Origin of the sequence: Nonomuraea angiospora (assembly GCF_014873145.1) — a bacterium.
Lineage (GTDB): Bacteria > Actinomycetota > Actinomycetes > Streptosporangiales > Streptosporangiaceae > Nonomuraea > Nonomuraea angiospora.
In genome coordinates, this window is sequence record NZ_JADBEK010000001.1 from 11,117,127 (window position 1) to 11,139,407 (window position 22,281).

A 22,281-nucleotide genomic window follows, 5' to 3' on the forward strand; every position below is an offset into this window, starting at 1 on the left:
CTACCGCGGGCCCTCGGGGCCAACTCGGGTGCCGCCGAAGAGCGCCGCGTGGCCGGCGACGAAGCTCTTGACGCTGGTCGCCGGACGGCCGGTGACGGTCTCGACGTCGTGGGTCAGGCGGGCGTAGCGGCCCCGCGCGTGCAGCCGCGCCATGGTGGTGATGTGCTCGGCCAGGTGGTCGGGCAGCTTCGCCCTGCGGAGGTCCCGCTCGATCCACTCCTTCAGCGGCATGTCCACGTACGTGATGCGCCGCCCGAGGGCCTCGGAGTACTCCGCAGCTATGGCGTTCATGTCCTGCGAGCGCGGGCCGGTGAGCTCGTACACCTTCCCGACGTGCGGCGACGGGGCGGCCAGGACGGTCGCGACGACCTCCGCCACGTCGCCCGCCGCGACCGGAGAGGTCCGCGCGCCCCCGAACGGCAGGCGGATCTCGTCCCGCTCGGCTATGGAGGCGGCGGCGAAGAGGGTGAAGAAGGGGTGTTCGAGGAAGACCGTGGGCCGGACGACGACCAGCGGCAGCCCGGACCAGGTGAGCGCCTGTTCGGCGAGCCAGTGCAGGCGCTGCTGGCGTGACTCCTCCGTGCTCGTGGTCGTCATCCCGGAGACGGTCATCTGCGAGAGGTTGACGAACGCCCCGATGCCGGTGGTCCGGCGGGCCACGGTCGCCATGGTGACCGCGGCCTCCAGGTACGACGGCGAGACGCTCATGCTGAAGAACACCCGGCCGACGCCGCTCAGGGCGGGCACCACGTCGGCGGCGCGCGTCATGTCGGCGACGACGACCTCGGCGCCCGTGGCCCGCAGCGCCTCGGCGCGCTCGTCCTCGCGATGGACCAGCGCCCGGACCGGGAGCCCCTGCCGCCGCAGCGTCTCCACGACGGTCCGGCCGACCGCTCCGACGCTGCCGGCGGCGCCCGTGACGAGAATCGGCCTGTCCTGGGGCATCGGTCACCTCCCGGACCCCACCCCAGCAGACTCGCGACGGCTCCTCCACCGGGACGCCCGGCGAATGGCGATGTCGTTAATCCGGGACCATCAAGATTTCGCCAGTGGTGCTGAGCTCAGGAGGGATCGACGTCGGCGATGGCGACGGAGAAGACGACCCGTTCCTCCTCGCCCTCGGTGAGCCCCCACAGCTCGCCGGTGGCGTACCACTGGGACAGGTCCTCGGGCCGGTACGCCCAGCTCGTGTGGGCGCTGATCGTCCGGGGCGTGCCGGCGACGTTCACCGTGGCGAAGCGTCTCCTCGGGTCGGGGCCGGGGTGCGAGCCGGCCGCCATGTTGAGGTAGAGGAGGTCGCCGTCGGACTGGACGCCCTGCACGTCGCTGATGGCGTCGGCGGGGTCGGCCGGGACGGTGGACACCCAGGCCTGCACGGGCGCGTTGACGAGCCGGTAGTCGCCGTCCGGGGGCGGCTGGAACCGGTAGCGGACCAGTTTGGTGCCGGCCGGGGAGCCGGTGGAGCCGCTGGAGGCCTTGTAGGTGCCGGTGATCAGGCTGGCGCCGCCGGAGCTGTGGCGGTCGAGGGAGACGTAGTCCAGGCGGATCGGGGTGATGTAGTGGCGCACCTCGGGGATGACGTACTTGTAGTCGCCGCCGCTTCCGTCCCGCTTGCGGTAGATCTTGCGGGTGTCGAACACCCGGATGGTGTTGTACGTGGAGTCGGGGCCGGAGTAGCCGTTCCAGTTGGTGCTGGAGGTCATGAACAGGTAGGGGCCGTACCAGGCCAGGCCGCCGCCGTGGCCGTAGACGCGCCGCAGTTTCCCCTGGCTGTCGACCCAGACGGGCAGGACGTTGCGGTAGCGGCGGTCGTCGAGGTCGACCACCGACAGGTTCACGGAGTTGTAGCGGTAGTCGGGGTTGTCCGGGTCGGGGGAGTTGAGCCAGACCCAGCTGGTGATGAGCGCCCGGTGGTCACTGCCGATCGGGGTGCCGCCGAGCTGGGCCTCGCCCGAGGTGGCCAGCCCCTGCGGCACCCAGGGGGAGTGCGGGAGGTCCTCCTTGTCGCCCTGGGCGGCGGCGTTCCAGCAGAACCAGGAGCGGACCGGCACCCGCGGCAGGTAGGCCGCCCGGGCGGCGCAGGCGGGGTCCTCGTTGCCGGGCAGCGCGACGCGGTCGGTTCCGCTGAGTGCCCCGCCGATGCCCACCTGCTCGTACTCCGCCGTGAGCGGCACGGTGTACGGGTCGGACCTCGCGCGCAGGTCGAGGCCCGTCAAGCTGAGAGGTTGGAGCGGCGCCGTGGCCGTCGCCAGGGCCGACGCGGCGCCGGGCCACAGCGCCGGTGCGGCCAGGACGCACGCGGCACCTATCCGTACGAGCCAGGTCAAAGGGGTGGTCATGCACCGTAGTGTGATCACTTCCGGGGCCACAGACAAGATCGCGTTCTCACGTGAACAGCTGGCCGCCGTTGACGTCGATGGTGGCGCCGGTGATGGCCTTGGCGTGGTCGGAGGCGAGGTAGAGGACGGCGCGGGCCACGTCCTCCTCGGTGGCGACGCGGCGCAGCGCCATCGCCGAGACGTCGCGGGCGAGGATCTCCTCGAACGTCACGCCTTCCGCCGCGGCCCGCGTGCGCATCCAGTCGTCGAGCACGTCGCCGGCGATCCAGCCGGGGGCGACGCAGTTGACCCGCACCCCGTACGGGCCGAGCTCGTCGGCGAGGCAGTGGGACAGCAGGTGCGCGGCGGCCTTGCCGGCGGCGTAGTCGCTGCGCCCCGCGTAGCCCTGGCGGGAGGACATGGAGGTGAGGTTGACGATCGAGCCGGAGCCCTGGGCCACCATGTGCGGCGCGATGAACCTGCAGGCCAGCAGGGTGCCGTAGCCGCCCGTCTCGACGGCCGCGCGCCAGGTCTCGAGGTCGCCGTCGGACATGTCGAGCACGTTCCTGCGGTGCGACCCGGGGAAGGCGGCGTTGACCAGCACGTCCACCCGGCCGAACCGGTCGATCACGGTGCCGGCGAGCCGCCGTACGTCCCTCGTCCTGGTCACGTCGGCGGGCACGGCCAGCGCGCCCGGCACCTCGGCGGCGATCCGCTCGACGGTGGCCGCGGTGCGGGCGGCCACGACCACCCTGGCGCCCTCCTCGCCCAGCAGGCGCGCCAGGGTCCGCCCCAGCCCCGGGCCCGCCCCGGTGACGACCGCGACCTTGCCATCGAGCAGCACGCCCTGACTCTACCAAGCGTTTGCTCAAGGCCGTGCGAGCCGGGCCCTCAGCGCCATCGCCGGGCGGCGGCCCCCGGCTGGGTGCCCGGCCACGTCCCCACCGGGGGGCTGCACGCGGCGGCTCGGGGAGCCGCCGCGTTCCCTCACTGGGTGAGCGTCCATCCGTTGATGTAGCCCTTGTCGCCGGAGGTGACGTCTTCGACCCGGAGTTTCCAGCTGCCGCTGGCCGGTGAGGTGCCGGCGTTGACGTGATAGGTCTCGTTCAGGACGTCGGCGTCGTCCTTGGGCGCCGGGGCCCGTAGCGGGTAGACCTTGCCGTCCGGGGCGACCAGGTCGAGCTTGAGGTCGCCGCGCCAGGTGTGGTTGATCTCGACGTAGACGGTCACGTTGGAGGGGGCGTTGCCGGGGAGCCAGCCGACCACGATCCGGGACTCCGCGCTGCCGGGGTCGGGGATGGGCACGTCGTCCCAGGCGCCGAAGCAGGGCAGCCGGATGGTCCAGCTGTCGATGTAGCCGGTGTCGAGCCATTCGACGTCCTGGGCGCGCAGCTTCCAGGTGCCCTTCACCGGGGAGGCGCTGGCGTTGACGTGATAGGTCTCGTGGATGATGTCGGCGCTGTCGTTGGGGGCGGGCGCCCGCAGCGGGTAGACCTTCCCGTCCGGGGCGATCAGGTCGGCCTTCACCTCGCCGCGCCAGGTGTGGTGGATGTCGATGTAGACCTCGATGTTGGCGGGTGCGCTGCCGATGAGGTCGTTGACCACGATCTTCGACTCCACGTAGCCGTGGTCGGGGATGGCGTAGTCGGTGCCGTTGGTGTAGTTGGGCAGCGGCCAGGGGTCCGCGTCGGGGTCCGGGGTGGGGTTGGTGCTGCCGAGGACGGCGGTGTCGAGCTGGATGCGGGGGGTGGTGGCGCCGGTGTAGGCGATGACCTTGCCGGTGCTCTTCAGGGCGGTCACCAGCTGCGAGACGGCGGTGGTGGGCTGGGCCTGGCGCATCACGGCCAGGGCGCCGGTGACGTGCGGGGCGGCCATGGAGGTGCCGCTCATGGAGGCGTACTTGTTGCCGGGGATGGAGGAGACGATGTCGGTGCCCGGGGCGAACAGGTCCAGCAGGGCACCCCGGTTGCTGAACGTGGACGGGGTGTCCGTGTCGGTGGTGCTGCCGACGGCGACGGCCGAGGAGACGCAGGCCGGCGCGCTGATGCCGTCGCCGTAGCCGTTGTTGCCGGAGGCGATGACGGTGGCCACGCCGGCCGCCAGGAGGGCGTCGATGGCGGGTTTGCGGGGGTCGGTGTCGCAGGCGGCGGTGTAGCGGCCGCTGCCGAGGCTGAGGTTGGCGGCCACGATGGGGGTGCCGCCCTCCTGCAGTTCCAGGACCTTCTCCAGGCCGGCGATCTGGGCGCTGGTGAAACTGAGCACGCACGGGGCCGCGCCGGCGCCGCAGAAGTCCTCGGAGGTGAACTTGCTGAAGACCTGGATGGCGACGAGTTCGGCGCCGGGGGCGACGCCGGCGGGCGGGGCTCCGGTGACGTTCTGGCCGTTGCCGATGGCGATGCCGGCCACGTGGGTGCCGTGGTCGCAGTCGAGGGCGGCGTCGGCGCAGGGGCCGGTGTCGGTGTCGGCCGCGCCGGGCCCTTCCTGCTCGGCGTTGCCGTCGGGGCACAGGCTGGTGGCCGAGTAGTCGGCGTCGACGGGGGAGAAGCAGGCCTCGTCGAGGACGCGGCTGCCCAGGAAGGGGTGGTTGACGGCGACGCCGGTGTCCAGGACGGCGACGACGCTGCCGGCGCCGGTCATGCCCGCGGCGCGGGTGCGGTCCCCGCCGATCAGGGGGATGCTCTGGGCCAGCACCGGGGGTACGGGCTTGTCCTCGGTGACGCTGACCACGTTGGGGAGCTTGGACAGCCGGTCCACGGCCGCCGCGTCCACGCGCAGGGTGACCAGGGGGAAGCGGGAGGAGGTCTGCAGGACCTGGCCGTTGCTCGCGGCGTCGGGCAGGTCGGTCCGGGACTTGGTGACCACGTTCACGCGGAGTTTGCCGCCGGCGGCCAGCTTGGTGCGCAGCTCGGGCTCCACCGTCGGCGCCGCCGCAGTGGTCTGCTGGGTGGTCTGCTGGGTGGCCTGCTGTTTCAGAGTCGCCGAGGCCGCGTGGGCCGGCGCGCTCACGAGCGCCGTGGCCGCCAATGCCACGATGACGCAAGATAAGACTCGAAATTTCATGACATATCGCGCCTTACGTGAAGAGTTCCATGGTGACGACGCCGACATGAGGGGGTGGCCGGACGGCGGATCGATCCCGCCGTCCGGCCCGTGGGGTCACAGCGGGTGGTTACGTCGCGTTCGCGCCGTTCTTGGGGTTGCCCTTGACCCGGACGGCGGCCCAATAGACGAGGGCGATCCGCCTGCAGGCGCCGCGCACCAGGATGAAGTAGCCGCCGCACACCTTGTCGCGCAGCGTGATGTAGAACCTGTTGTCCACGTCGGCCTTGCGGCTGCGGTCGAGGTAGTACTTGTACTTCTTGTACGTGTTGCCGATCAGCCCGTACCCGTAGTCGTGCGAGTCACAGGCCGGCCGGTAGTCGAAGCCGCTGGGGCGGTCCGGAGCCTGCGTGCAGTGGTCGTGGTTGATGCCCATGACCTTGAAGCCGCTGGCGGTCCGCTTCCAGCTCGGGCTGTGCCAGCCGTAGTGCGCGGCGTAGGCGAGGCAGCCGATCTTGGTCCACCACATCCAGTCCTTGGCCGTGGGGCAGTACTTCGGATAGGCCTGCGTGCCGTCGATGCCGCCCGGGGTGAAGTCGCCCGGCGGCGGCTCCGGGGTCACGGGGCTGGGGATCCCGCCCGAGCCCTCGATCGGCGTGTCGGCGGCCGGCCGGTCGGCGTCGGTGGAGGTCACCTGGGGGACCGCGCTGCCCGCCGGGAAGCTCAGCTGCCATGCGCCGTTGCTGCGCGAGTCGATCGACGTCAGGCGGCCGATCTCGTCATAGGCGTAGGTCGCCTGGGTGGTGCCGTCGCTGAGATCGGTCACCGTGCGCAGCAGGCCGGACAGGTCGTACGCGTAGTGGGCCGCCGTCTGCGGCGCCTCGGTGCCGAGGGTGACCGTGATCTCCTTGAGCCGGCCCGCGAAGTCGCCGAGCGAGGAGGTGCCGGCCGTGGTCGACGTGGCGTAGGTGAACGCGAGAGTGGTCTCGGGGGCTTCGGCCCCGGCCGGTTCCTTGATGGTGCTGACGCGGCCCTGGGTGTCGTAACCGACCGTCGACTTGCCGTACGCGGTGGTGCCGACGCTGGTCACGCGCCAGGTGTCGGTGCTCGGCAGGCCCGCCGGCTGCGCCCAGGTGTAGGTGAACTTGAGGTCGGCCGCGCTGACGGGGTTGCCGCTGGAGTCGGTGAAGGTGTCGTCACCGGCGTCCTGGGCGGCCGGGTCCACCGCGATCGCCTCGGACATCGTGGTACGCATCGCCCCGGTGGTCGCGTCCCACTTGGTCGTCTCGGTGAGCTTGGCGCCGGTGGCGTCCTCGTAGGTGTTGATGCCGCCGCCGCCCGGCAGCGAGACGCTGCTCTTCAGGTCGTAGCGGGCCGAACCCCCTTCTTCCAGGTCCGTGACGACGACGGCGCCGTTCTGGACCTCCAGCTTCCGGTTGATCGCCCCGCCGAGGAACTCCCCCTGCCAGCCCGGCCCGAAGACGGCCAGCTCGGGGCGGGTGGCGGGGGCCGACTGCGGTCGAGCCAGATCACCGTTGGCGGCGGCCACGCCGTGCCGGCGGCCGATCGCGGCGAAGGACACGTCCGATTCGGCGATCTTGAAGGTCGAGGAGTCGGCGAAGTACTGACCGGGGCCGACCTCCTGAACCTCGGCCGGGGGCGGCTCGGCGACGACGGAAGCGGAGGCCTCGGGAGAGAGGAAGGGGATCAGCACCGTCGAAAGGGCGACGGCGGTCGTTAATCGGCGCAATTGGGCCTCCCGAGTGCGCGGGCGAGTGATTTGATCACCTGGACAGTAGATGATCTGAATTCACTCCACAAGGGTCTGGACAGCCATTCGGATCGGTGCTCAAATCGCGTTCGGAGTAGCACCTTCCGCGCCCTTCCGTAGCGGTGACGCGTTCGACGAACGCGCATTTCCGGACACCGCTGGCGCTCGCGTAGGCCCAGGTCAAGCTGGCCTTTCTGGCAAATTTACGACGCCCTTATCAGGTCTCTGATGAAGATCGGATGATGCTCTGCGAAATTTATATGGCGATAATGTAGTGATTTTATGGCGGTCCCGCCGACCATTACTCGCGGGGGATTGTCGTGCCATTGCCCGAGGCGGTCGGGGTTTGTTGAAATCGATGTGCGTATGGGCCGGCGCCCCGAAGATCGCGATCAGGAGGAGGGTGCCGCTCCGTCCCTGGCGTCGCCGCAGCCCTCAGGCGCTACGAGGCGGTGGCCTCGTGGAAGAAGGCGCGGGCGGCGAAGCCGATCCACTCGGGACGTTCCCAGGTGGTCCAGCGGGCGCGGGCGGCCTGGTCGATCGCCGCCGCGGTCTCCTCCTCGGAGGCGCCGGCGGCGCGCAGGCGGGCGGCCTCGGCGCGGACGTAGGCGAGGTAGTCGCGGACGTCGTGGAGCAGGGAGGCGTCCGTCACCTCGCCGTGGCCGGGGACGACGACCTCGGGGGAGAGGGCGATGAGCCGTTCGAGGACGTCGATCCAGCGGGAGCCGTCGACATCGACGTCATGGGGCGGCAGGTACGGGGTGATCGGGAAGATGCGGGTCTCGAAGAGGTCGCCGCCGAAGAGGACGCGGTCGTCGACGAGGACGATCTGGTCGGAGGCGGTGTGCGCCGGACCGGCGGTGCGCAGGACCGCGGTCCGGCCGCCGAGGTCGAGCTCCGCCTCGCCGTCGTAGACGAGGTCGGGCTCGACGAGGGTGACGTCCTGGAGCTCGGCCGCGACGGCGGGGCTCAGCCCCTTGAACATGTCGAGGTAGGCCGCGCCCTTGCGGCGCAGCTCGGCGCGCTGGGCGGCGTTGTAGACGATCGTCGCGGCGCCCTGGAAGGCCTGCGCGCCGAAGCCGTGCTCGGGGTGGAAGTGGGTGACGGTCAGGTACAGGCGCCGGTCGCCGGCCAGGAGGCGGGCCTGTTCCAGGACGTGGGCGCCGTTGCGGGGTCCTATGCCGGTGTCGATCACCAGCGCGGCCCGCTCGCCCACGACGATGCCCACGTTGGGGACGAGCTCGACGCGGCCGTCAGGGATGACGTACACGCCGTCGGCCACCTCGACCGGCTCGCCCCGCACGATCGGCGGCGGGCTCTGCCGGACGTCCGGCACGACACTCTGTCCGGCGGATGGCGAAGATGCGGTGGGGCACATGACCCACTCCAATCTGAACAGTGTTGAGATGGCTTTTCGCGCAGCGTAACACGGATCTGATCGGTGTTAAGATCGGCTCATGGCTAAGGGGCGTTACCACCACGGCGACCTGCGCGCGGCACTCCTGGACGCCGCCGAGGAGCTCGTACGCGAGCGCGGGGCCGACGGCTGGTCGCTACGCGAGGCCTCCGCCCGGGTCGGCGTCAGCCCCAGCGCCGCCTATCACCACTTCGCCTCGCGCGACGCGCTCGTCCGCGCCCTGTCCGAACGGATCCTCTCCCGCCTCGGCGACCGCCTGGCAGACGCCTGCGACCGAGCCGCCGGCGAGAGCGCCGACCCGAGCGCCCGCGAACGGGTCGCCGACCCGGGCGCCTCTGGACGGGCCGCCGGTGAGGACGCCGACCCGGGTGCCCGCGACCGAGCCGGCGACCCCCACCGGCGCCTGATCGCCCTCGGTCACGGCTACCTGCGCTGGGCGGTCGAGGACCCCGCCGTGGCCCGCCTGGTCTTCGGGGCCGGCGCCACCGGCCCGGACTCCCGGGTCTCGCCCCACCCGCACGACGTCCTGACGGCCGAGCTCGACCGCCTCGCCGACCTGGGCGCCCTCCCCGCGGCGTCGCGTCCGGGGGCCGAGTTCGTCGTCTGGGCGCCCATCCACGGCCTCGCGGTCCTGCTCATCGACGGCCTGATCCGCGTCGACGACGCCCGGGCCTTCGACCTCCAGGCCGAACGCGTCATCCGCGCCACCCTCAACGGCCTGTGCCACGAGCCCGCCCCCGCCGAGGGCTGGCCCGCCGTCCACACCACGCACACCGACCGCCGCCGGTCACACCTTGGCCAGGAAGGCGAACAGGTTGGCCCGGGTGCGGGCGACCTTCTCCGGCAGGCTGAGTGACTCGTCGATGGCCCCGTCGCCCGCGGCCTTCTTCTTGCCGCGTACGTACAGGGAGCAGTCGAGGTCGGTGCACAGATACTGCCCGACCGAGTTGCCCTGACGGCCGGCCTCGCCGGTGCGGCGCGCGGTCATCAGCGCGACGCCGCCGCTGGTGTGCATGGTCAGGCACAGCGAGCACATGCTGCGTGAGGTGAAGCCGCGCGACGCGCCGGACGTCACCCGGAGCGCGATCCCGACGAGCGAGCCGTCGCGTTCGGCCACCAGGTAGGCGCGTTCGGGCGCGCCCGGATCTCGCCACCCGAGGAAGTCGAGGTCCTCCCAGGGGCTCTGCGTGTAGTCCTTGGGCAGGCTGAGGCGCTGGGTCTCACCCTTGGAGCAGTTGATGAACGATGTGCGGATGTCCCGCTCGGTGACTGGTCTCATGGGCGGCGAGGCTAGCTCTCCTTAAGGGTATTATGCAAATACTTAAAGGGTGTAAGAAGGGTGGGCGCATGGCACGGGCGGGCGTGACGCCGGAGCGGCTGACCAGCGCGGCGGCCGACCTGGCCGACGAGATCGGCTTCCAGAACGTGACCGTCTCGGCGCTCGCGCGCGGGTTCGGGGTCAAGCCCGCGGCTCTGTACGCGCACGTCAAGGACGCGCAGGACCTGCGGTTCAGGGTGCGGGAGCTGGCCATGGGGGAGCTCGCCGACAGGGTCGCCGCCGCGCTGGCCGGCCGGGCGGGCAAGGAGGCGCTGGTGGCCTTCGCCAACGCCTACCGGGACTACGCGAAGGAGCACCCGGGCAGGTACGCCGCGACGCAGCTCGAACTCGACCCGGAGGTGGCCGCCACCCGCGCGGCGGGCCGGCACGCGGAGCTGGCCCGGGCGCTCCTGCGCGGCTACGGGCTGTCGGAGCCCGACCAGACGGACGCGATCCGGCTGCTGGGCGGCGCTTTCCACGGATACGTGACCCTGGAGACGACTGGCCGGTTCGCCACCACCCCGCGCAGCTCGGACGTGTCGTGGTCCAGGGCCCTGGACGCGCTGGACGTCCTGCTCAGAAACTGGCCGGAGCCTGAACCTCTGTAGCAAGCCTGTGGCGGATATGTAGCTCCTGCGCCGAGTGTCATGCGAAGGAGCAGCCGCCGTAAGGAGGGCGAGAAAAGTGGCCGAAAGCGCCTTCCTCATCGCCTTGGTGGTGCTGGCCGGCACCGTCATCCTGCGGCGGAACGTGGGGCGGTATCTGTCCCGGCGGCGTCGTCGTCCGCCCCCCGTCATGCCCGTGTCCGTGCCGCCCTGCTGCGACCCGGCCACCGCCCGCCGCCGCCTGCGCGGACGTCGGCCGGCCAGATGCGCGTACGAACGGGTGCACCGGCACGCCTGAAACCCGACTGCTCCGGGCGTCGATGAACGCCGACCTCTTCCCGGCGGCCAGGACGAGGGCTGGAAGGCGGGCTGGGTGACCGGCAATGCGAGCGCTGCTCTTAGAGTTCGGCCCCCACCGGGGGCGCGTCGTCGAAGTCCTTGTCCAGGGCGTCGGTCCACGAGGGCTTCGTCTCCTCGTACCCCTTGGCGTGCAGCCGGTAGAGCGTGGCGTACAGGCCGTCCAGGGCCATGAGCTCCGCGTGGCTGCCCAGCTCCCGGATCGTGCCGCCGTCGAGGACCACGATGAGGTCGGCGGTGCGCACGGTCGCGAACCTGTGCGAGACGAAGACCGTGATCGTGCCGTTCTCCGTCTGGCCGGCGGCGATCTGGAAGCGCCGGAAGATCTCGTACTCGCTCGCCGGGTCGAGGCTGGCGGCCGGCTCGTCGAGGACGCGGAGGATCGGCGCGTCCCGCATCATCGACCGGGTCAGCGCGACCTTCTGCCACTGCCCGCCCGACAGGTCGGTGCCGCCCGGGAACGTGGGGCCGAGCTGGGTCCGCAGGCCATGGGGGAGCAGGCCGGGCAGGGCGGAGGCGCCCGCGCGGTCGAGGGCGTCCGTGACGGCGGGCTCGTCGTCGATGCGGGGCAGGTCGCCGATGCCGGCCGACTCCTGCAGCACGAACTCCAGGCGGCAGAAGTCCTGGAAGCAGGCCGTCACCCGGTCGCGCCAGGCCTGGACGTCGTAGCCGGCCAGGTCGCTCCCGCCGTACGTGATCCGGCCCGCGGTGGGGTCGTACAGCCGGCACAGCAGCTTGACCAGCGTCGTCTTCCCCGCGCCGTTCTCGCCCACGACGGCCACGGTGCGGCCGGCGGGAAGCCGCAGCGACACGTCCCGCAGCACCGGCCGGGCGGCGTCCGGATAGCTGAAGGAGACGTTCTCCAGAACGAGGTCGGAGCCGGCGGCGGGCGAAGGGGCGCCGGCCTCCCGCGGCCGGATGCGCGCTCTGGCGTGGTCGTCCAGCCACAGGTAGTAGCCCATGGCGCGCAGCGTCTTCTGCATCCAGGAGAGCATCTGGATCAGCCCGGAGACGCTGCCGGTCAGCTGGCCGCCCAGCGCGATGGTGAGGACGACGTCGCCGGGGCTCGCCTGGCCGCTTACCGCTGCCGTGACGACGAGGTAGAGCGCGCCGGCGAAGCCCGCGCCGAAGATCAGCCAGCCGATGGAGGTCCACATGGCCGTACGGGCCTCCGCCTGCCGCCGGGGCCTGTCGACCTGCTCCCACAGGGCGCGGTGGCGACCGGCGATCTCCTCCTGCAGGCCGAAGACCCGCAGCTCCTTGGCCGCGGTCGGCGAGCAGGCGGTCGTGAACAGCCCCTGCCGCAGCCGCGCCGGCGCCACGGTCGTCTCCTCCGCCCTGGCCATGGCCTGCTCGCCGCGCCGTACGGCGAGCACCGTGGGGAGGGCCAGGAGCAGCAGGAGGAGGAACTCCGGCCGGACGCTCATCAGCAGCGCGACGGTGGAGCCGAAGGCGACGAGCGCCCGCAGGTTCTCCACCAGGGCCCCGAAGGCCGAGCCGAGCGAGGTGCGGTGGCTGCGCAGCAGTTCGAGCTGGTCCTGATAGGGCGGGTACTCGTGGTGGTCCAGGTGCGGCAGGCCGCTGGTCATCGCCATGACGCGCTGGTCGAGCAGGAGCCCGACCCGCTGCTGCAGCCGGATGCGCAGGTCCGCGGCGACCGTGCCCGCGAGCTGCCCGGCGACGAGCGCGCCCGCCAGGATGAGGGCGGCGGTCAGCATGCCGGGCAGGTCCGCCGCGACCGCGGAGTTCACCATGCGCTGCAGGCCGACCGCCGTCACAGCGGCGACCGCGCCGACCACGGGCGCGAGCCCGAGGACGAGGGCGGCCCGGGGGGCGTCGGCCTTGAAGGCGGCCCCGATCAGCAGGGCCATGGCCCGGACGGCGACGCGCGGGGACGTTCGGTCAGACATGGCGGGCCTCCCTGAACGGCGCGCTCTGCAGGGTGAACAGGTGGGCGTAACGCCCGTCGAGCGCCATCAGCTCCTCGTGCGAGCCGTACTCGATGACCTCGCCGCCGTCGATCACGCAGATCCGGTCCGCCAGCCGTACCGTGGCGAACCGGTGGGACACCAGGATCGTGGTGAGCCCGCGGGTGATCTCGAGGAAGTGCTGGTAGATCTCGGCCTCGGCACGCACGTCGAGGTTGGCGGTGGGCTCGTCGAGGACGAGCACGCGGGCGCCGTGCTCGACCGCGAACAGCGCGCGGGCCAGCGCGACGCGCTGCCACTGGCCGCCGGACAGGTCGGTGCCGCCCTCGAACCTGCGGCTGAGCGGGGTGTCCCACCCGGCCGCGAGCCTGGGCAGGAAGTCGTTGAGGCCGGACAGCTTGGCGGCACGGTCGAACGCGCCGTTGGAGCGGTCGGCGTCGAGCCGCCCGAATCCGACGTTGTCCCGTAGGGACAGCTCGTAGCGGACGAAGTCCTGGAAGACGATCGCCAGCTGGCGGCGCCAGGCGAGCGGGTCGAGGGTACGCAGGTCCACGCCGTCGACCGTGATCCGGCCGGAGACGGGGTCGTAGAGCCGGGCCAGCAACTTGATCAGCGTGCTCTTGCCCGCGCCGTTCATCCCGACGATCGCCAGTGACGAACCGGCCGGGATGCTCAGGTCCAGGCCCTTCAGGACCGGACGGTCGGGGTAGCCGAACCGTACGTCCTCGAACCGGATCTCCTGCGCGGGCAGCCGCTCGTCCGGCGCGGTGGTGCCCGGCCGGCTGAGCTCGGCTTCCACCCCGAGCCGGCCGACCGCCAGGGCGTGCGGCACGGTGGCGCTCGCCTGGGCGAGCATCCACTGGATGTCGCCGATCCAGCCCAGCGCGCCCATGGCCGCGACGGCCTGCAGGGCGACGGTGATCGACTCCACGTCGAGCCGCCCGCCCGGCACGGCGAAGGCCAGGTACGCGAACACGGCGGCATGCGAGAGCGCCAGCAGGACCGGGCCCGCCGTCCTGCTGAGCAGCCGGCCGGACCCGGCCAGCGTGTCCATGCCGGCGAGCCAGGCCCGGGTGAAGCGGTCGTGCAGCCAGTACTGGAAGCCGAAGACCCTGACCTCCTTGGCCGCGGCGTCGCCGATCGCCAGATCCCGGGCGTAGCCGGCCTGCCGGAGCGCGGGCATCGCCCCTTCCTCGGCGTCCACGGCCTTTTTGACCTCGCGCAGCCGCCATCGGGACAGCGTGATCCAGGCGGCGGCCAGCGGCAGCGGCAGCCACCATTCGACGGTGGCGAGCAGGATCGCCGCGGCGAGCCCGTTCAACCGGCTGGTCACGAGCCTCGTGAGCGACGTCACGGCCTCGCCGGGCGGATAGCCCGTCGCCAGTCCCTGCGCGAGCTGGATGCGGTCGGCGACGTCGGGATCGCTGAGGTGACCGATGCCGACCGGCCGGAGCGCCCCTTCGAGGGTCGTCTGGCCGAGCGTCGCGTTGAGCCGTCGCGCCAGCTCGCCGGAGATCAGCCCCGGGACGGGCGTGATGGCCAGCCGCGCCACGAAGACGGCGATGAAGAGGGCCAGATGCGGCGCGAGGCCCGTGTCACCGGACGCACGGCCTGCCACGTCTCCTACGACGGTGGCGCCGGCCAGCATGAATCCGGTGGACAGCAGGGCCTGCAGCAGCACGACGGCGGTCAGGGCGGCGGTCAGCGGGAGCGAGACGCGCGGCAGGAGGCGGATCACCTCCAGCACGCCGCTCGTGCGGCGACCGGGGGTCACCTCAGTCCCAGTGAGGCCAGCCATCGCCGGTCACCTCCGCTCCTCGTCAGCAGCGCGGACAGCACCCCGGGTGCGCCCATCAGTAATGACCAGCCGGTCTCCGCGAGCGCGGCGGGCTCGTCGAGGCGGCCCATGAGGTGGTCCGTCAGGTGATCCGCGAGTTTCGCCGCCTCCGGCAGCCCGGCGCACCGGGCGAAGGAGTCGAACACGAGCATCAGTCCGGCGGCCCCGTGGCAGATGCCCAGGTCGTCCAGATAAAGGTCATCGTCGTACGCCGCCAGGAACGATCGCGCCGACTCGAGGGCGAAGGCGGCCAGGTCGTCGTCGCCGAGCACGCGTGCGGCTTCCCACAGTGTCCAGGCGTTGCCGGGACAGCCGTAGCACCACGCCTGCCGCCGCCCGTCTCCCTTGGGCGCGCGATGGCCGTCCAGCCGGGTGGTCCCGAACGGCCAGGTGATCACACCTCTGTCGTCTACGTAGGATTCGGCCACCAGCCGGCCCGAGAGCCGGCGCAGCAGGTCGTTCAGCTCCTCACTCAGCCCGTCGGCGTCGGCGGCGGCGCGCAGGGCGGTCACGATGCCGGGCAGCCCGTGGGCCAGGCCCAGATTGATGCGGTCGACGTTCCAGCCGCGCAGCTTCTCGCCCTGGTACTGGCCCACCCGCAACCTGGACAGTGCCTCGTCCTCGCAGAGCAGCGCCAGCCGGGCGATCAGCGGTGCCCGGCCTGCGGCGTCGATGCCGGGATCGATGGCGAACGCCACGAGGACACCCGCCGGGCCCACGATGAGGTCGTAGTCCTCCCATCCGACGTTCGTGGTCCGCCAGCGCGGGGCGGCCACGTACTCGATGAGCCTGGCCCGCTGTTTCGCCAGCGGCTCGTTCAGCCGCGGCCACGCCGTGGCGGCGATCCGCAGGCCGAACATCCTGGACGACGCGCCGCCGCCGAAAAGGCCCGGGTGGTAGTGAGGGCTGCGGAAGTCGCGCAGCCACGTGACCACGGCGCGGGAGGCGGCTGACTCGTCGGGCGGACGAGTCTGACCGGCGGCCAGCGCGGCGAGGACGGCCGGTCCGGAGTCCGGCCTGTTCTGCGCCGGCTCGGCCGGCACGGCGTATTCCCGAAGGAGTGTCTCGGCGACCGCCTGCACGGCGGCTCGTTCGAGCACGTGGGTCGATGTCACGACGATGCCCTTTCAGCGGATGCCGGCTCACATGTGGATCGCCAAGGACGCCGCCTGTTCGCGGCGCCCCTGGCGATCGCGGTTCAGCAGGTCCCGGTGCACATTCCGCTGCACGGGTCGGTGAACGCGGGGTCCGAAATGCTGTGGACCTCGAGCTCGTCGACCAGTTCCTCGACGTCGTCCTGGGGCTCGGGGATGTCCTGGGGCTCGGGGGCGGTGTTCTCGGACATGGCTGGCGCACCTTTCTGTCTTGTCTTGACGGGGTGTTTCGGCATCCGGCCGGTCACGTCGTTCCGGCCGAAGTCTGGGCTGCGGCGGCCGCCAGCGCTGTGGGCGGCACCGCGTGGGGCAGTCGAACGGCGACCTCCGCGGCCACGCGCTCGGTACCGTGGTCCGACACGCTCAGCTCGTCGGCCGCGGGCAACATCTCCGTGACGGTGAGCTCGTCGTCGGTCGCGAGCTCCTTGAGGGCCTGCTCGAACACCCGGACCGCCCGCAGGCTTTCCAGGTCGCAGGCCAGCGGCCGGTATCCGGACGGGCCGGCGACGAACACCCACCGGGGCAGCCCGAGCCGGTCCCGCAGCCTGCTGAGCGTCCGGAGCCCGGCCAGGTCCCCGCCTCCGGCGAGGTCCAGCCGATCGGCGGGGATCCGCCACTGGGCGGCGGAGACCACCAGCGATCCGGCCACGGTGATCCGGGGGACGAAGGACCGTCCGGGGAAGGCGGTGAGCGAGCAGCGCAACCGGCGGTAGCGGGGGGCATGCTGCTGGGAGTCGGCGCACAGGATCCGGGTCAGCACGCTCCACGGAGTCAGGGGGCTGCGCGTCGCATGGGTGCAGATCCGTACGGGCCCTCCGGCGTGGGAGATCACGACCCGATCCGCCTCACGATGCGCGGTGAGCTCTCCCAGCGGCAGGTACCGCGCCGCCCGCCACGTCGTGCCGTAATGGCCGGGGTCGGGATCGCCGGTCCAGAGGGAGGTGTATCTCGGCCTGCGGATCGCGTTGGCGGCCTGCGGTACCAGCGGCGGAATCAGCAGCTCCACCGACGGAATGCCACTGATTCGGTCGAGCTCGGCGAGAAACGTCCGGTAGGCGTCGGCGGCCGGCACCGTCCCGTGCAGCCGCTGCAGCGTCTCGACGAAGCGCGCGTCGAGGACCGCGGCCGGGCCGGCGTTGTCCAGCACCCACCCGCCGCCGGGGAGCGGGCGGACCACGCAGTCGACCGGCCAGGTGATCGGGGCGTCCGGTGCCCCGACGGCGTCGAGCATCGCGGGGGTGATGTCGATGACGGGCGCGGCATCAGGCGACGCGGCCATCAGGTCCAGGAGCCGCGCGTAGCCGGAGCCGGGGCGGTGCGCCGGGGGCCAGGCGTTCTGCGGGAGAGCGTGGCGAGTCAGCTCTCCCTCCTCGGTCCGGGCCGCCAGCTCCTCGGCGAACACGTCCATGACGGGGCGCGGTCGCGGGCCTATCCGTTCCCGCAGCCTGTCCTCCGGCCTGGGCTCGTCCTCGCCGATCAGCAGGCCGAGCCTGCGGTACTGCTCGAAGGCCCGCTGCAAGCCCGCCAGGTCGGCGGTGAAGGCGCCGTCGGCACGGCGGTACACGTCGACGAACCCGGCACCGGCGTCGGAGGCGGTCGATCCGGAGGTCTTCTCCCATCGGCCGCGCCGCTGCCTCAGCGGCGCCGAGACCTCCAGCACGCCGAGCCGGACGAGCTTGCCGACGAGCCCCGGAGGCGAGCCCGGCTCCAGCGCGGACACCGGCCGGACGCCGGATCGCAGGGTCTCGACGATGCGGTCGAGCGCGGGGCTCCGCCGCAGCCGATAGGCGCGCAGGCTGGGCGTGGCGGCGTCCGGATCGACCGTCCAGACCGCGAGGCGGTCGCCCTCCACCCGGTGCAGCGGGGTCATCGACAGCGCGAGATCCGGGCCCAGCCGGTCCGCGGCCGACGCGGCCAGCTCCGCCCTCCTGGCGTGTACGTTCTCCGTCCACTCGACGGCGACCTGGCCGTTCACCGAGAGCCCGGAGGAGCGTTCGGCCACGGGCACGAGTGACACCTGGCCCAGCCAGGTCCGCGGCGTGGTCTTGGCCGCGCCCCGGGCGATCATCCGCCAGAGGTAGTCGCTGCGCCTGCGCAGCTTCTTGGAGGTCCACGGCTCGCCTTGGGCCAGCCGCCGCTCGATGTCCGCGAGCGCGTCGGAGGTCAGGCAGGCCAGGCCGCCGGGCACCGAGCCGAGCAGGTGCCACGGCGCCGCCAGCAGGCGGTCGTGCTCCTTCTCGACCTGGGCCCCCGCCTGCTCCTCCAGTCGCAGGAGCTCGGCGGACAGCGCGGTCACGCGGTCCAGGTGGGCGCTCAGGGCCGGGGTCGCCACGATCTCGCGCAGGCGGCGGGCCTGGTCGGCGGTGAGGGCCTGTCCCTGGTGCAGGCGGCGCCGTGCGGCGAGGACCGCCCGCCGGGCCGCGGCCGGCAGCTCCGGCCTCGGCACCACTTCGTCCCCGAGGCGTCCGGCGAGGGCGGACGCCTCCCGGAGGTGGTCGTCGTGGACCTGGTTCAGCGCGCGTACGCACGCGAACAGGTCGGGGGAGGAGGCCGCCAGCCAGAGCCGGATGGGCAGCCCCGCGGTGCGGAGCACGGCGGATTCGCTCATGGTGGTCACCGCGCGTCACCCTCTTCCCGGGCCAGCAGCGCCTCGGCGATCAGCGCCTGCCGCGCCGCCGGCAGGTTCGCCCGGTTCCAGTGGAAGATGACCAGGTACGACGCCACCGCGCGCGGCCCCATGGCGGCCGATCCGCTCTCGAAGTAGTCGCGGAACCAGCGCTCGCCCTCCTGCCGGACGACCTGCCGGTAGTCCTCGGCGAGGTCCGCCGTCTCGGGGGACAGCTTGGCGGCCAGCGCGGCGGGCGACGGCCAGACCTCCCGCAGCGCCGCGGCCAGCCGCGCGAGCCGCGGATCCGCGACGGCGGCCGCGGGGAGGGGGCGGTGCCGTCGCACCCGTTCCCAGACCCCGAGGTCCTCCCAGCCCACGATCTGCAGCGCGCCGAACAGCGAGCGGAGCAGCAGCAGCGACATCGCCCACGAGGGGCCGGGGCCGTGCCCGGCCAGGCGGAGCCGGTGGTAGTCGAGCCAGGCCAGCGAGTCGGCGGTGAAGACCCGGTGGACGCTGCGCATCGACTCCGGCCCGCCGAACAGGTACGTCTCCGGCTCGTACACGCCGGGACGCCAGTCGCTGAGCACGCCGTCCTGCCGCCAGGCGGTCAGCCGGTCGCGCAGCAGCGGGTCGAGCTCGGGCGAAGCCGGCCGGAAGCGGACGCGCAGGCCGGGGGGCTTGTGCATGAAGAAGAAGTCGTGGGCCAGGCCGTCGCGGACGGCCTGCCGGGCGGTCACGGCCAGCCCCGCGTAGAGGTCGCCGGACCGCTCACGGACCGGCGTGAGGCCGAACTGGAGCCAGCGCTCCGCCGTGTCCTCCAGGACCGACCCTGGCAGTGCCTCGGATTCCGCCGACCACTTCATTCGCCCACCTCCTCGGTGCCTTCTCAACGATCGTCGGACAGGGGGTTCAGAGTCGGTTCATAGTCGGCTCATACGAGCGCGGCGATCGTGCGCAGGGCTCTGACGTCGCGTTTCACCTCGGCGTCCGCGCGGGCGAGGCCGGCGACCCGCTCGGCGAGCCCGCGGTCCCGGCAGCGGACCGCCAGCCGCAGCGACACGAGCAGGGGCGTGATGCGGGCGCCCGCGCCGTGTACCCCGTCGAGCCGGGCGCCGGCGCGGGCCACGTGCCCGGCCGCCGCGTCCGGGCGGCCCTCGCGGAGCGCGGCGGCCGCGGCGGCCTGCTCGGTCAGGACCTCGACGTCCCAGCTGTCGGCGCTCTGCGCGCCGGACGGGCTCTGGTCGGGCGGGCCTGGGTCGGGCGGGCCTGGGTCGGGCGGGCCTGGGTCGAGCGGGCCTGGGGCGGGCGGGCCTGGGGCGGGCGGGCCGTCCCCGTTCTGCGCGGCGCGCGGGCCTGCGCCGGGCGGGCCGTACCCGCTGAACGTCGCGTGCCAGAGCCTGGCCGACTGCGCGCCCGCGCTGAACCCGATCGCGTCGAACCGCCGGATGGCGCGCTCCAGGGCCTGCCCGGCGCCGCCGTGGTCGCCGTGCCGTTCCGCGAGGGTCGCGCGGAACATGTCGAGCCCGGCCAGGCCGGGCTGGTGCCCGATCCCGGCCAGGATGGACCGGCCCTCGTCGAGCAGGTTCGTGGCGGCGGCCGAGTCGCACGTCATGTCCGAGAGCAGGGCCGCCGGGCAGCCGACGGCCGCGCGTACCGTATGGGCGTCCTTCAGCTCGGCGTGCAGCTGCGCGCAGATCGCCGTGGCCGCCGGGGCGGGGGTGTCGCCGTAGGCGAGGCAGAGCGCCAGGTTCCCGTAGATCTCGGTGGCGCCGAAGCACCAGCGCGCCCGCCGCGCGTGGCCGAACGCCTCGTGCAGCACGCCTTCGGCCGTCACGTAGTCGCCGTCCTCCATGTGCCCGATGCCTTCGAGCAGCAGCACCCTGGCGTACGCCGCCGGGTCGTCGGCCCGGTGGGCCAGCTCGCGCGCCTGGCCGATCAGGGACCGGTGCCATTGCCCGGTCATCGTGGAGCGGGCCACCGCCTCGTTGAGGGTGAGCTGTACCGCGGCCGCCAGGTTGCCGCCGGTGTCCCAGCGCTTCCTGGCCTCCGCGATCCGGGCCAGGGTCTCGTCGGCCCTGCCGGCGGCGGCCGTGGCGTACGTCTCGACGGCCGCGATCTCGAGTTCGAGGCCGGGCAGGCCGGAGTCGAGCCGGCTGACCTGGCTCGCCGTCTGCAGCGCCATCGACAGGTCGCCGCGCGAGACCTCGAACTGGGCGGAGGCGCACAGGGCACGCGCCGCGCGGGCGGCGGCGCGCCGCTCCTCCGGTCCGCCCGGGCGCAGTTCGAGCCAGGCGGCGTGCGCGCGCCCGGCGTGCAGGGCGCACAGCTCGATCTCCGAGGGATGGCGGTCGACGCGGGCCTCGGCCAGGTCCGCGACCTGGGCGTGCACGTGGGCGCGGTCGGCGAGCGGCAGCCTGCCGTACGCGACCTCGGCGACGACCGGCGACTCGACCTCCAGCTCGCCGGCCGAGCCCGCCCGGGTGACCAGCAGCCCGTCGCCGAGCAGCTGGCCGAGCGTCTCGTCGAAGGTCTGGTCGAGCGGCGGGTCCAGGGCCGCGGCGACCTTCTCCAGGTCCCCGGCGACGCAGCCGTCCCCGAGCGCGCCGGCGATGGCGAGCAGCCGCTGGGCGTCCACGCCCAGCTGGTCGAGGCGGGCGCCCACCGCCGCCTCCGCGCTGGGCGCGATGAGATCGGTCCGGCCCTCGGCGTCCATCTGCAGGTGGGCGAGCTGTTCGAGGTAGAGGGGGTTGCCGGCGCTGCGCCGGGCGAGGTCGTCGCTCGGCGGGAGCGGCCCGAGCCGGGCGGCGACGGTGGCCGCCAGCTCCCGGGTGTCCGCCGGACCGAGGGGCGGGACGCGCAGCGTGGCCACCGGCCCCCGGGTCAGCGGCGGCTCGTCCACCCGGCCGCTGAGCATCAGCACGGCCCGTACGTCCAGGTCCGGATCGTCGAGGCCGTCCGCGAACTCGCGCACCGCCGGGGACATCCACTGGCAGTCGTCGAGGACGAGGACGACCGGACGCCGCTCGGCGGCCTCGCGCAGCAGCTCCCGCAGCGTCCAGAAGATCTCCTCCTTGCCCTGGGGTCCCTGCCCCCTCGGCACGTCTCCCCCCAGGGCCTCGGCCAGCTGGTAGAGGGGCCAGTAGCCCAGCCGCGGGCCGTCGCGCCGGCAGCGCAGGGTCAGGAACCGGGCGTCCGGCGCCATCCGCCGCGCCGCCTCGGCCACCAGCCGGGACTTCCCGATGCCGGGCTCGCCGGCCAGCACCACGGCGGGGACGCCCGGCCGCCGCAGACCGGCCCGCAGCGTGGTGACGAGCTCGTCCAGCTCGGAACGGCGATCCACCAGCGGCGTGCGCGCCTCGCCGGCGTGCCCTTCCGCGGCGGCGGCGAGCTGCCAGGCCCGCAGAGGCCGGCTGAAGCCCTTGGCCGCGATCGGCTCGATGGGCCGGGTGGGCACGGCTCCCCGTACGAGCAGCCAGGTCCGCACGTCCATGACGACGCCGTCGGCCGGCGCGGCGGCCTGGAGCCGGGCGGCGCGGTTCATGACCTCGCCGATCGCGAACGAGGAGTCCCGCTCGGAGAGGGCGACCTGCCCCGAGGCGATCCCGAAGCGGACCGAGAAGTCCACTCCTCGCGTACGGCGCAGCTCGGCGGCCTGGCGCGCGATCCGCTCCAGGGAGACCCGGGCACACTCCACCGCGCGGAGCGCGTCGTCCTCGTGGGTGGCCTCCACCCCGAAGACGGCGACCACGGCGTCCCCGATGAACTTCTCCACCCGGCCGCCCTGCTCGGTCGCCGCCCGGCTCACGTCGGCGAAGTACGTGGCCAGGGTGCCCTGCCAGACCTCGGGGCTGAGGCCGCGCGCGAGCTCCGTCGAGCCGGCCACGTCACCGAAGAGCACGGTCACGAACCGCAGGGTGGTGCGGGGGGCG

The 22,281-nt window shown here is 72.9% G+C and carries 17 protein-coding genes; 3 read left to right on the forward strand and 14 right to left on the reverse strand.

The features are described 5' to 3' along the window. The 6 genes from H4W80_RS50930 to H4W80_RS50955 all read right to left on the reverse strand — a co-directional run bounded on the left by H4W80_RS50930 (position 1) and on the right by H4W80_RS50955 (position 8,464). The gene (locus tag H4W80_RS50930) at positions 1–945 is read right to left on the reverse strand and encodes an NmrA family NAD(P)-binding protein (RefSeq protein ID WP_192791650.1); all 945 of its coding nucleotides are present in this window, start codon (positions 943–945) and stop codon (positions 1–3) included. Between the two features lie 116 nt (positions 946–1,061). After that, the gene (locus H4W80_RS50935) at positions 1,062–2,339 is read right to left on the reverse strand and encodes a hypothetical protein (RefSeq protein ID WP_192791651.1); all 1,278 of its coding nucleotides are present in this window, start codon (positions 2,337–2,339) and stop codon (positions 1,062–1,064) included. A gap of 46 nt (positions 2,340–2,385) precedes the next feature. Then, positions 2,386–3,162 carry an SDR family oxidoreductase gene (locus H4W80_RS50940; protein ID WP_192791652.1) on the reverse strand — a complete coding sequence of 259 codons (777 nt, stop codon included), beginning with the start codon at positions 3,160–3,162 and terminating at the stop codon, positions 2,386–2,388. Positions 3,163–3,305: 143 nt separating this feature from the next. Beyond that, the gene (locus H4W80_RS50945) at positions 3,306–5,348 is read right to left on the reverse strand and encodes a S8 family serine peptidase (protein WP_318787450.1); all 2,043 of its coding nucleotides are present in this window, start codon (positions 5,346–5,348) and stop codon (positions 3,306–3,308) included. Positions 5,349–5,487: 139 nt separating this feature from the next. Continuing rightward, the gene (locus H4W80_RS50950) at positions 5,488–7,107 is read right to left on the reverse strand and encodes a phospholipase A2 (protein WP_192791654.1); all 1,620 of its coding nucleotides are present in this window, start codon (positions 7,105–7,107) and stop codon (positions 5,488–5,490) included. A gap of 463 nt (positions 7,108–7,570) precedes the next feature. After that, a complete protein-coding gene (locus tag H4W80_RS50955; RefSeq protein ID WP_318787451.1) occupies positions 7,571–8,464 on the reverse strand; it encodes an MBL fold metallo-hydrolase in 894 nt (297 codons plus the stop codon). A gap of 121 nt (positions 8,465–8,585) precedes the next feature. Between H4W80_RS50955 and H4W80_RS50960 the strand changes: the two genes are divergently transcribed. Beyond that, a complete protein-coding gene (locus H4W80_RS50960) occupies positions 8,586–9,401 on the forward strand; it encodes a TetR/AcrR family transcriptional regulator (protein ID WP_192791656.1) in 816 nt (271 codons plus the stop codon). Here H4W80_RS50960 and H4W80_RS50965 read toward each other — a convergent pair. Beyond that, on the reverse strand, positions 9,333–9,824 hold the full coding sequence (locus tag H4W80_RS50965; protein ID WP_192791657.1) for an FBP domain-containing protein: 492 nt from the start codon (positions 9,822–9,824) through the stop codon (positions 9,333–9,335). The genes H4W80_RS50960 and H4W80_RS50965 overlap by 69 nt on opposite strands. 68 nt (positions 9,825–9,892) lie before the next feature. Between H4W80_RS50965 and H4W80_RS50970 the strand changes: the two genes are divergently transcribed. Further along, the gene (locus tag H4W80_RS50970; RefSeq protein ID WP_192791658.1) at positions 9,893–10,471 is read left to right on the forward strand and encodes a TetR/AcrR family transcriptional regulator; all 579 of its coding nucleotides are present in this window, start codon (positions 9,893–9,895) and stop codon (positions 10,469–10,471) included. Between the two features lie 76 nt (positions 10,472–10,547). Next, entirely contained in the window at positions 10,548–10,766 is a 219-nt protein-coding gene (locus tag H4W80_RS50975) for a hypothetical protein (protein WP_192791659.1), read from the forward strand. A gap of 100 nt (positions 10,767–10,866) precedes the next feature. Here H4W80_RS50975 and H4W80_RS50980 read toward each other — a convergent pair whose 3' ends face one another. From H4W80_RS50980 to H4W80_RS51010, 7 genes are all read right to left on the reverse strand, one after another. Continuing rightward, positions 10,867–12,735: an ABC transporter ATP-binding protein gene (locus H4W80_RS50980; protein WP_192791660.1), complete on the reverse strand. Its 1,869-nt coding sequence runs from the start codon at positions 12,733–12,735 to the stop codon at positions 10,867–10,869. After that, positions 12,728–14,551, reverse strand: coding sequence for an ABC transporter ATP-binding protein (locus tag H4W80_RS50985; RefSeq protein WP_192791661.1), 1,824 nt, complete (start codon positions 14,549–14,551; stop codon positions 12,728–12,730). Before H4W80_RS50985 ends, H4W80_RS50980 begins: the two co-directional genes overlap by 8 nt. Continuing rightward, the gene (locus tag H4W80_RS50990; RefSeq protein WP_192791662.1) at positions 14,524–15,705 is read right to left on the reverse strand and encodes a lanthionine synthetase LanC family protein; all 1,182 of its coding nucleotides are present in this window, start codon (positions 15,703–15,705) and stop codon (positions 14,524–14,526) included. The genes H4W80_RS50985 and H4W80_RS50990 overlap by 28 nt, the downstream gene beginning before the upstream one ends. 83 nt (positions 15,706–15,788) lie before the next feature. Further along, entirely contained in the window at positions 15,789–15,935 is a 147-nt protein-coding gene (locus tag H4W80_RS50995; protein ID WP_192791663.1) for a hypothetical protein, read from the reverse strand. 53 nt (positions 15,936–15,988) lie between these two features. Then, a complete protein-coding gene (locus H4W80_RS51000; RefSeq protein WP_192791664.1) occupies positions 15,989–18,352 on the reverse strand; it encodes a lantibiotic dehydratase in 2,364 nt (787 codons plus the stop codon). Between the two features lie 5 nt (positions 18,353–18,357). Beyond that, a complete protein-coding gene (locus H4W80_RS51005) occupies positions 18,358–19,215 on the reverse strand; it encodes a thiopeptide-type bacteriocin biosynthesis protein (protein WP_192791665.1) in 858 nt (285 codons plus the stop codon). A 68-nt stretch (positions 19,216–19,283) separates the two neighbouring features. After that, positions 19,284–22,256: an adenylate/guanylate cyclase domain-containing protein gene (locus H4W80_RS51010; protein WP_192791666.1), complete on the reverse strand. Its 2,973-nt coding sequence runs from the start codon at positions 22,254–22,256 to the stop codon at positions 19,284–19,286. Positions 22,257–22,281: the final 25 nt, after the last annotated feature.

Bases quoted from the DNA above. Each gene is read 5' to 3' on its own strand.
- H4W80_RS50965 (WP_192791657.1), bottom strand. From the start codon at position 9,824: ATGAGACCAGTCACCGAGCGGGACATCCGCACATCGTTCATCAACTGC.
- H4W80_RS51005 (WP_192791665.1), bottom strand. From the start codon at position 19,215: ATGAAGTGGTCGGCGGAATCCGAGGCACTGCCAGGGTCGGTCCTGGAG.
- H4W80_RS50970 (WP_192791658.1), top strand. From the start codon at position 9,893: ATGGCACGGGCGGGCGTGACGCCGGAGCGGCTGACCAGCGCGGCGGCC.
- H4W80_RS50935 (WP_192791651.1), bottom strand. From the start codon at position 2,339: ATGACCACCCCTTTGACCTGGCTCGTACGGATAGGTGCCGCGTGCGTC.
- H4W80_RS50985 (WP_192791661.1), bottom strand. From the start codon at position 14,551: ATGGCTGGCCTCACTGGGACTGAGGTGACCCCCGGTCGCCGCACGAGC.
- H4W80_RS50980 (WP_192791660.1), bottom strand. From the start codon at position 12,735: ATGTCTGACCGAACGTCCCCGCGCGTCGCCGTCCGGGCCATGGCCCTG.
- H4W80_RS50995 (WP_192791663.1), bottom strand. From the start codon at position 15,935: ATGTCCGAGAACACCGCCCCCGAGCCCCAGGACATCCCCGAGCCCCAG.
- H4W80_RS50960 (WP_192791656.1), top strand. From the start codon at position 8,586: ATGGCTAAGGGGCGTTACCACCACGGCGACCTGCGCGCGGCACTCCTG.
- H4W80_RS50930 (WP_192791650.1), bottom strand. From the start codon at position 945: ATGCCCCAGGACAGGCCGATTCTCGTCACGGGCGCCGCCGGCAGCGTC.
- H4W80_RS51000 (WP_192791664.1), bottom strand. From the start codon at position 18,352: ATGAGCGAATCCGCCGTGCTCCGCACCGCGGGGCTGCCCATCCGGCTC.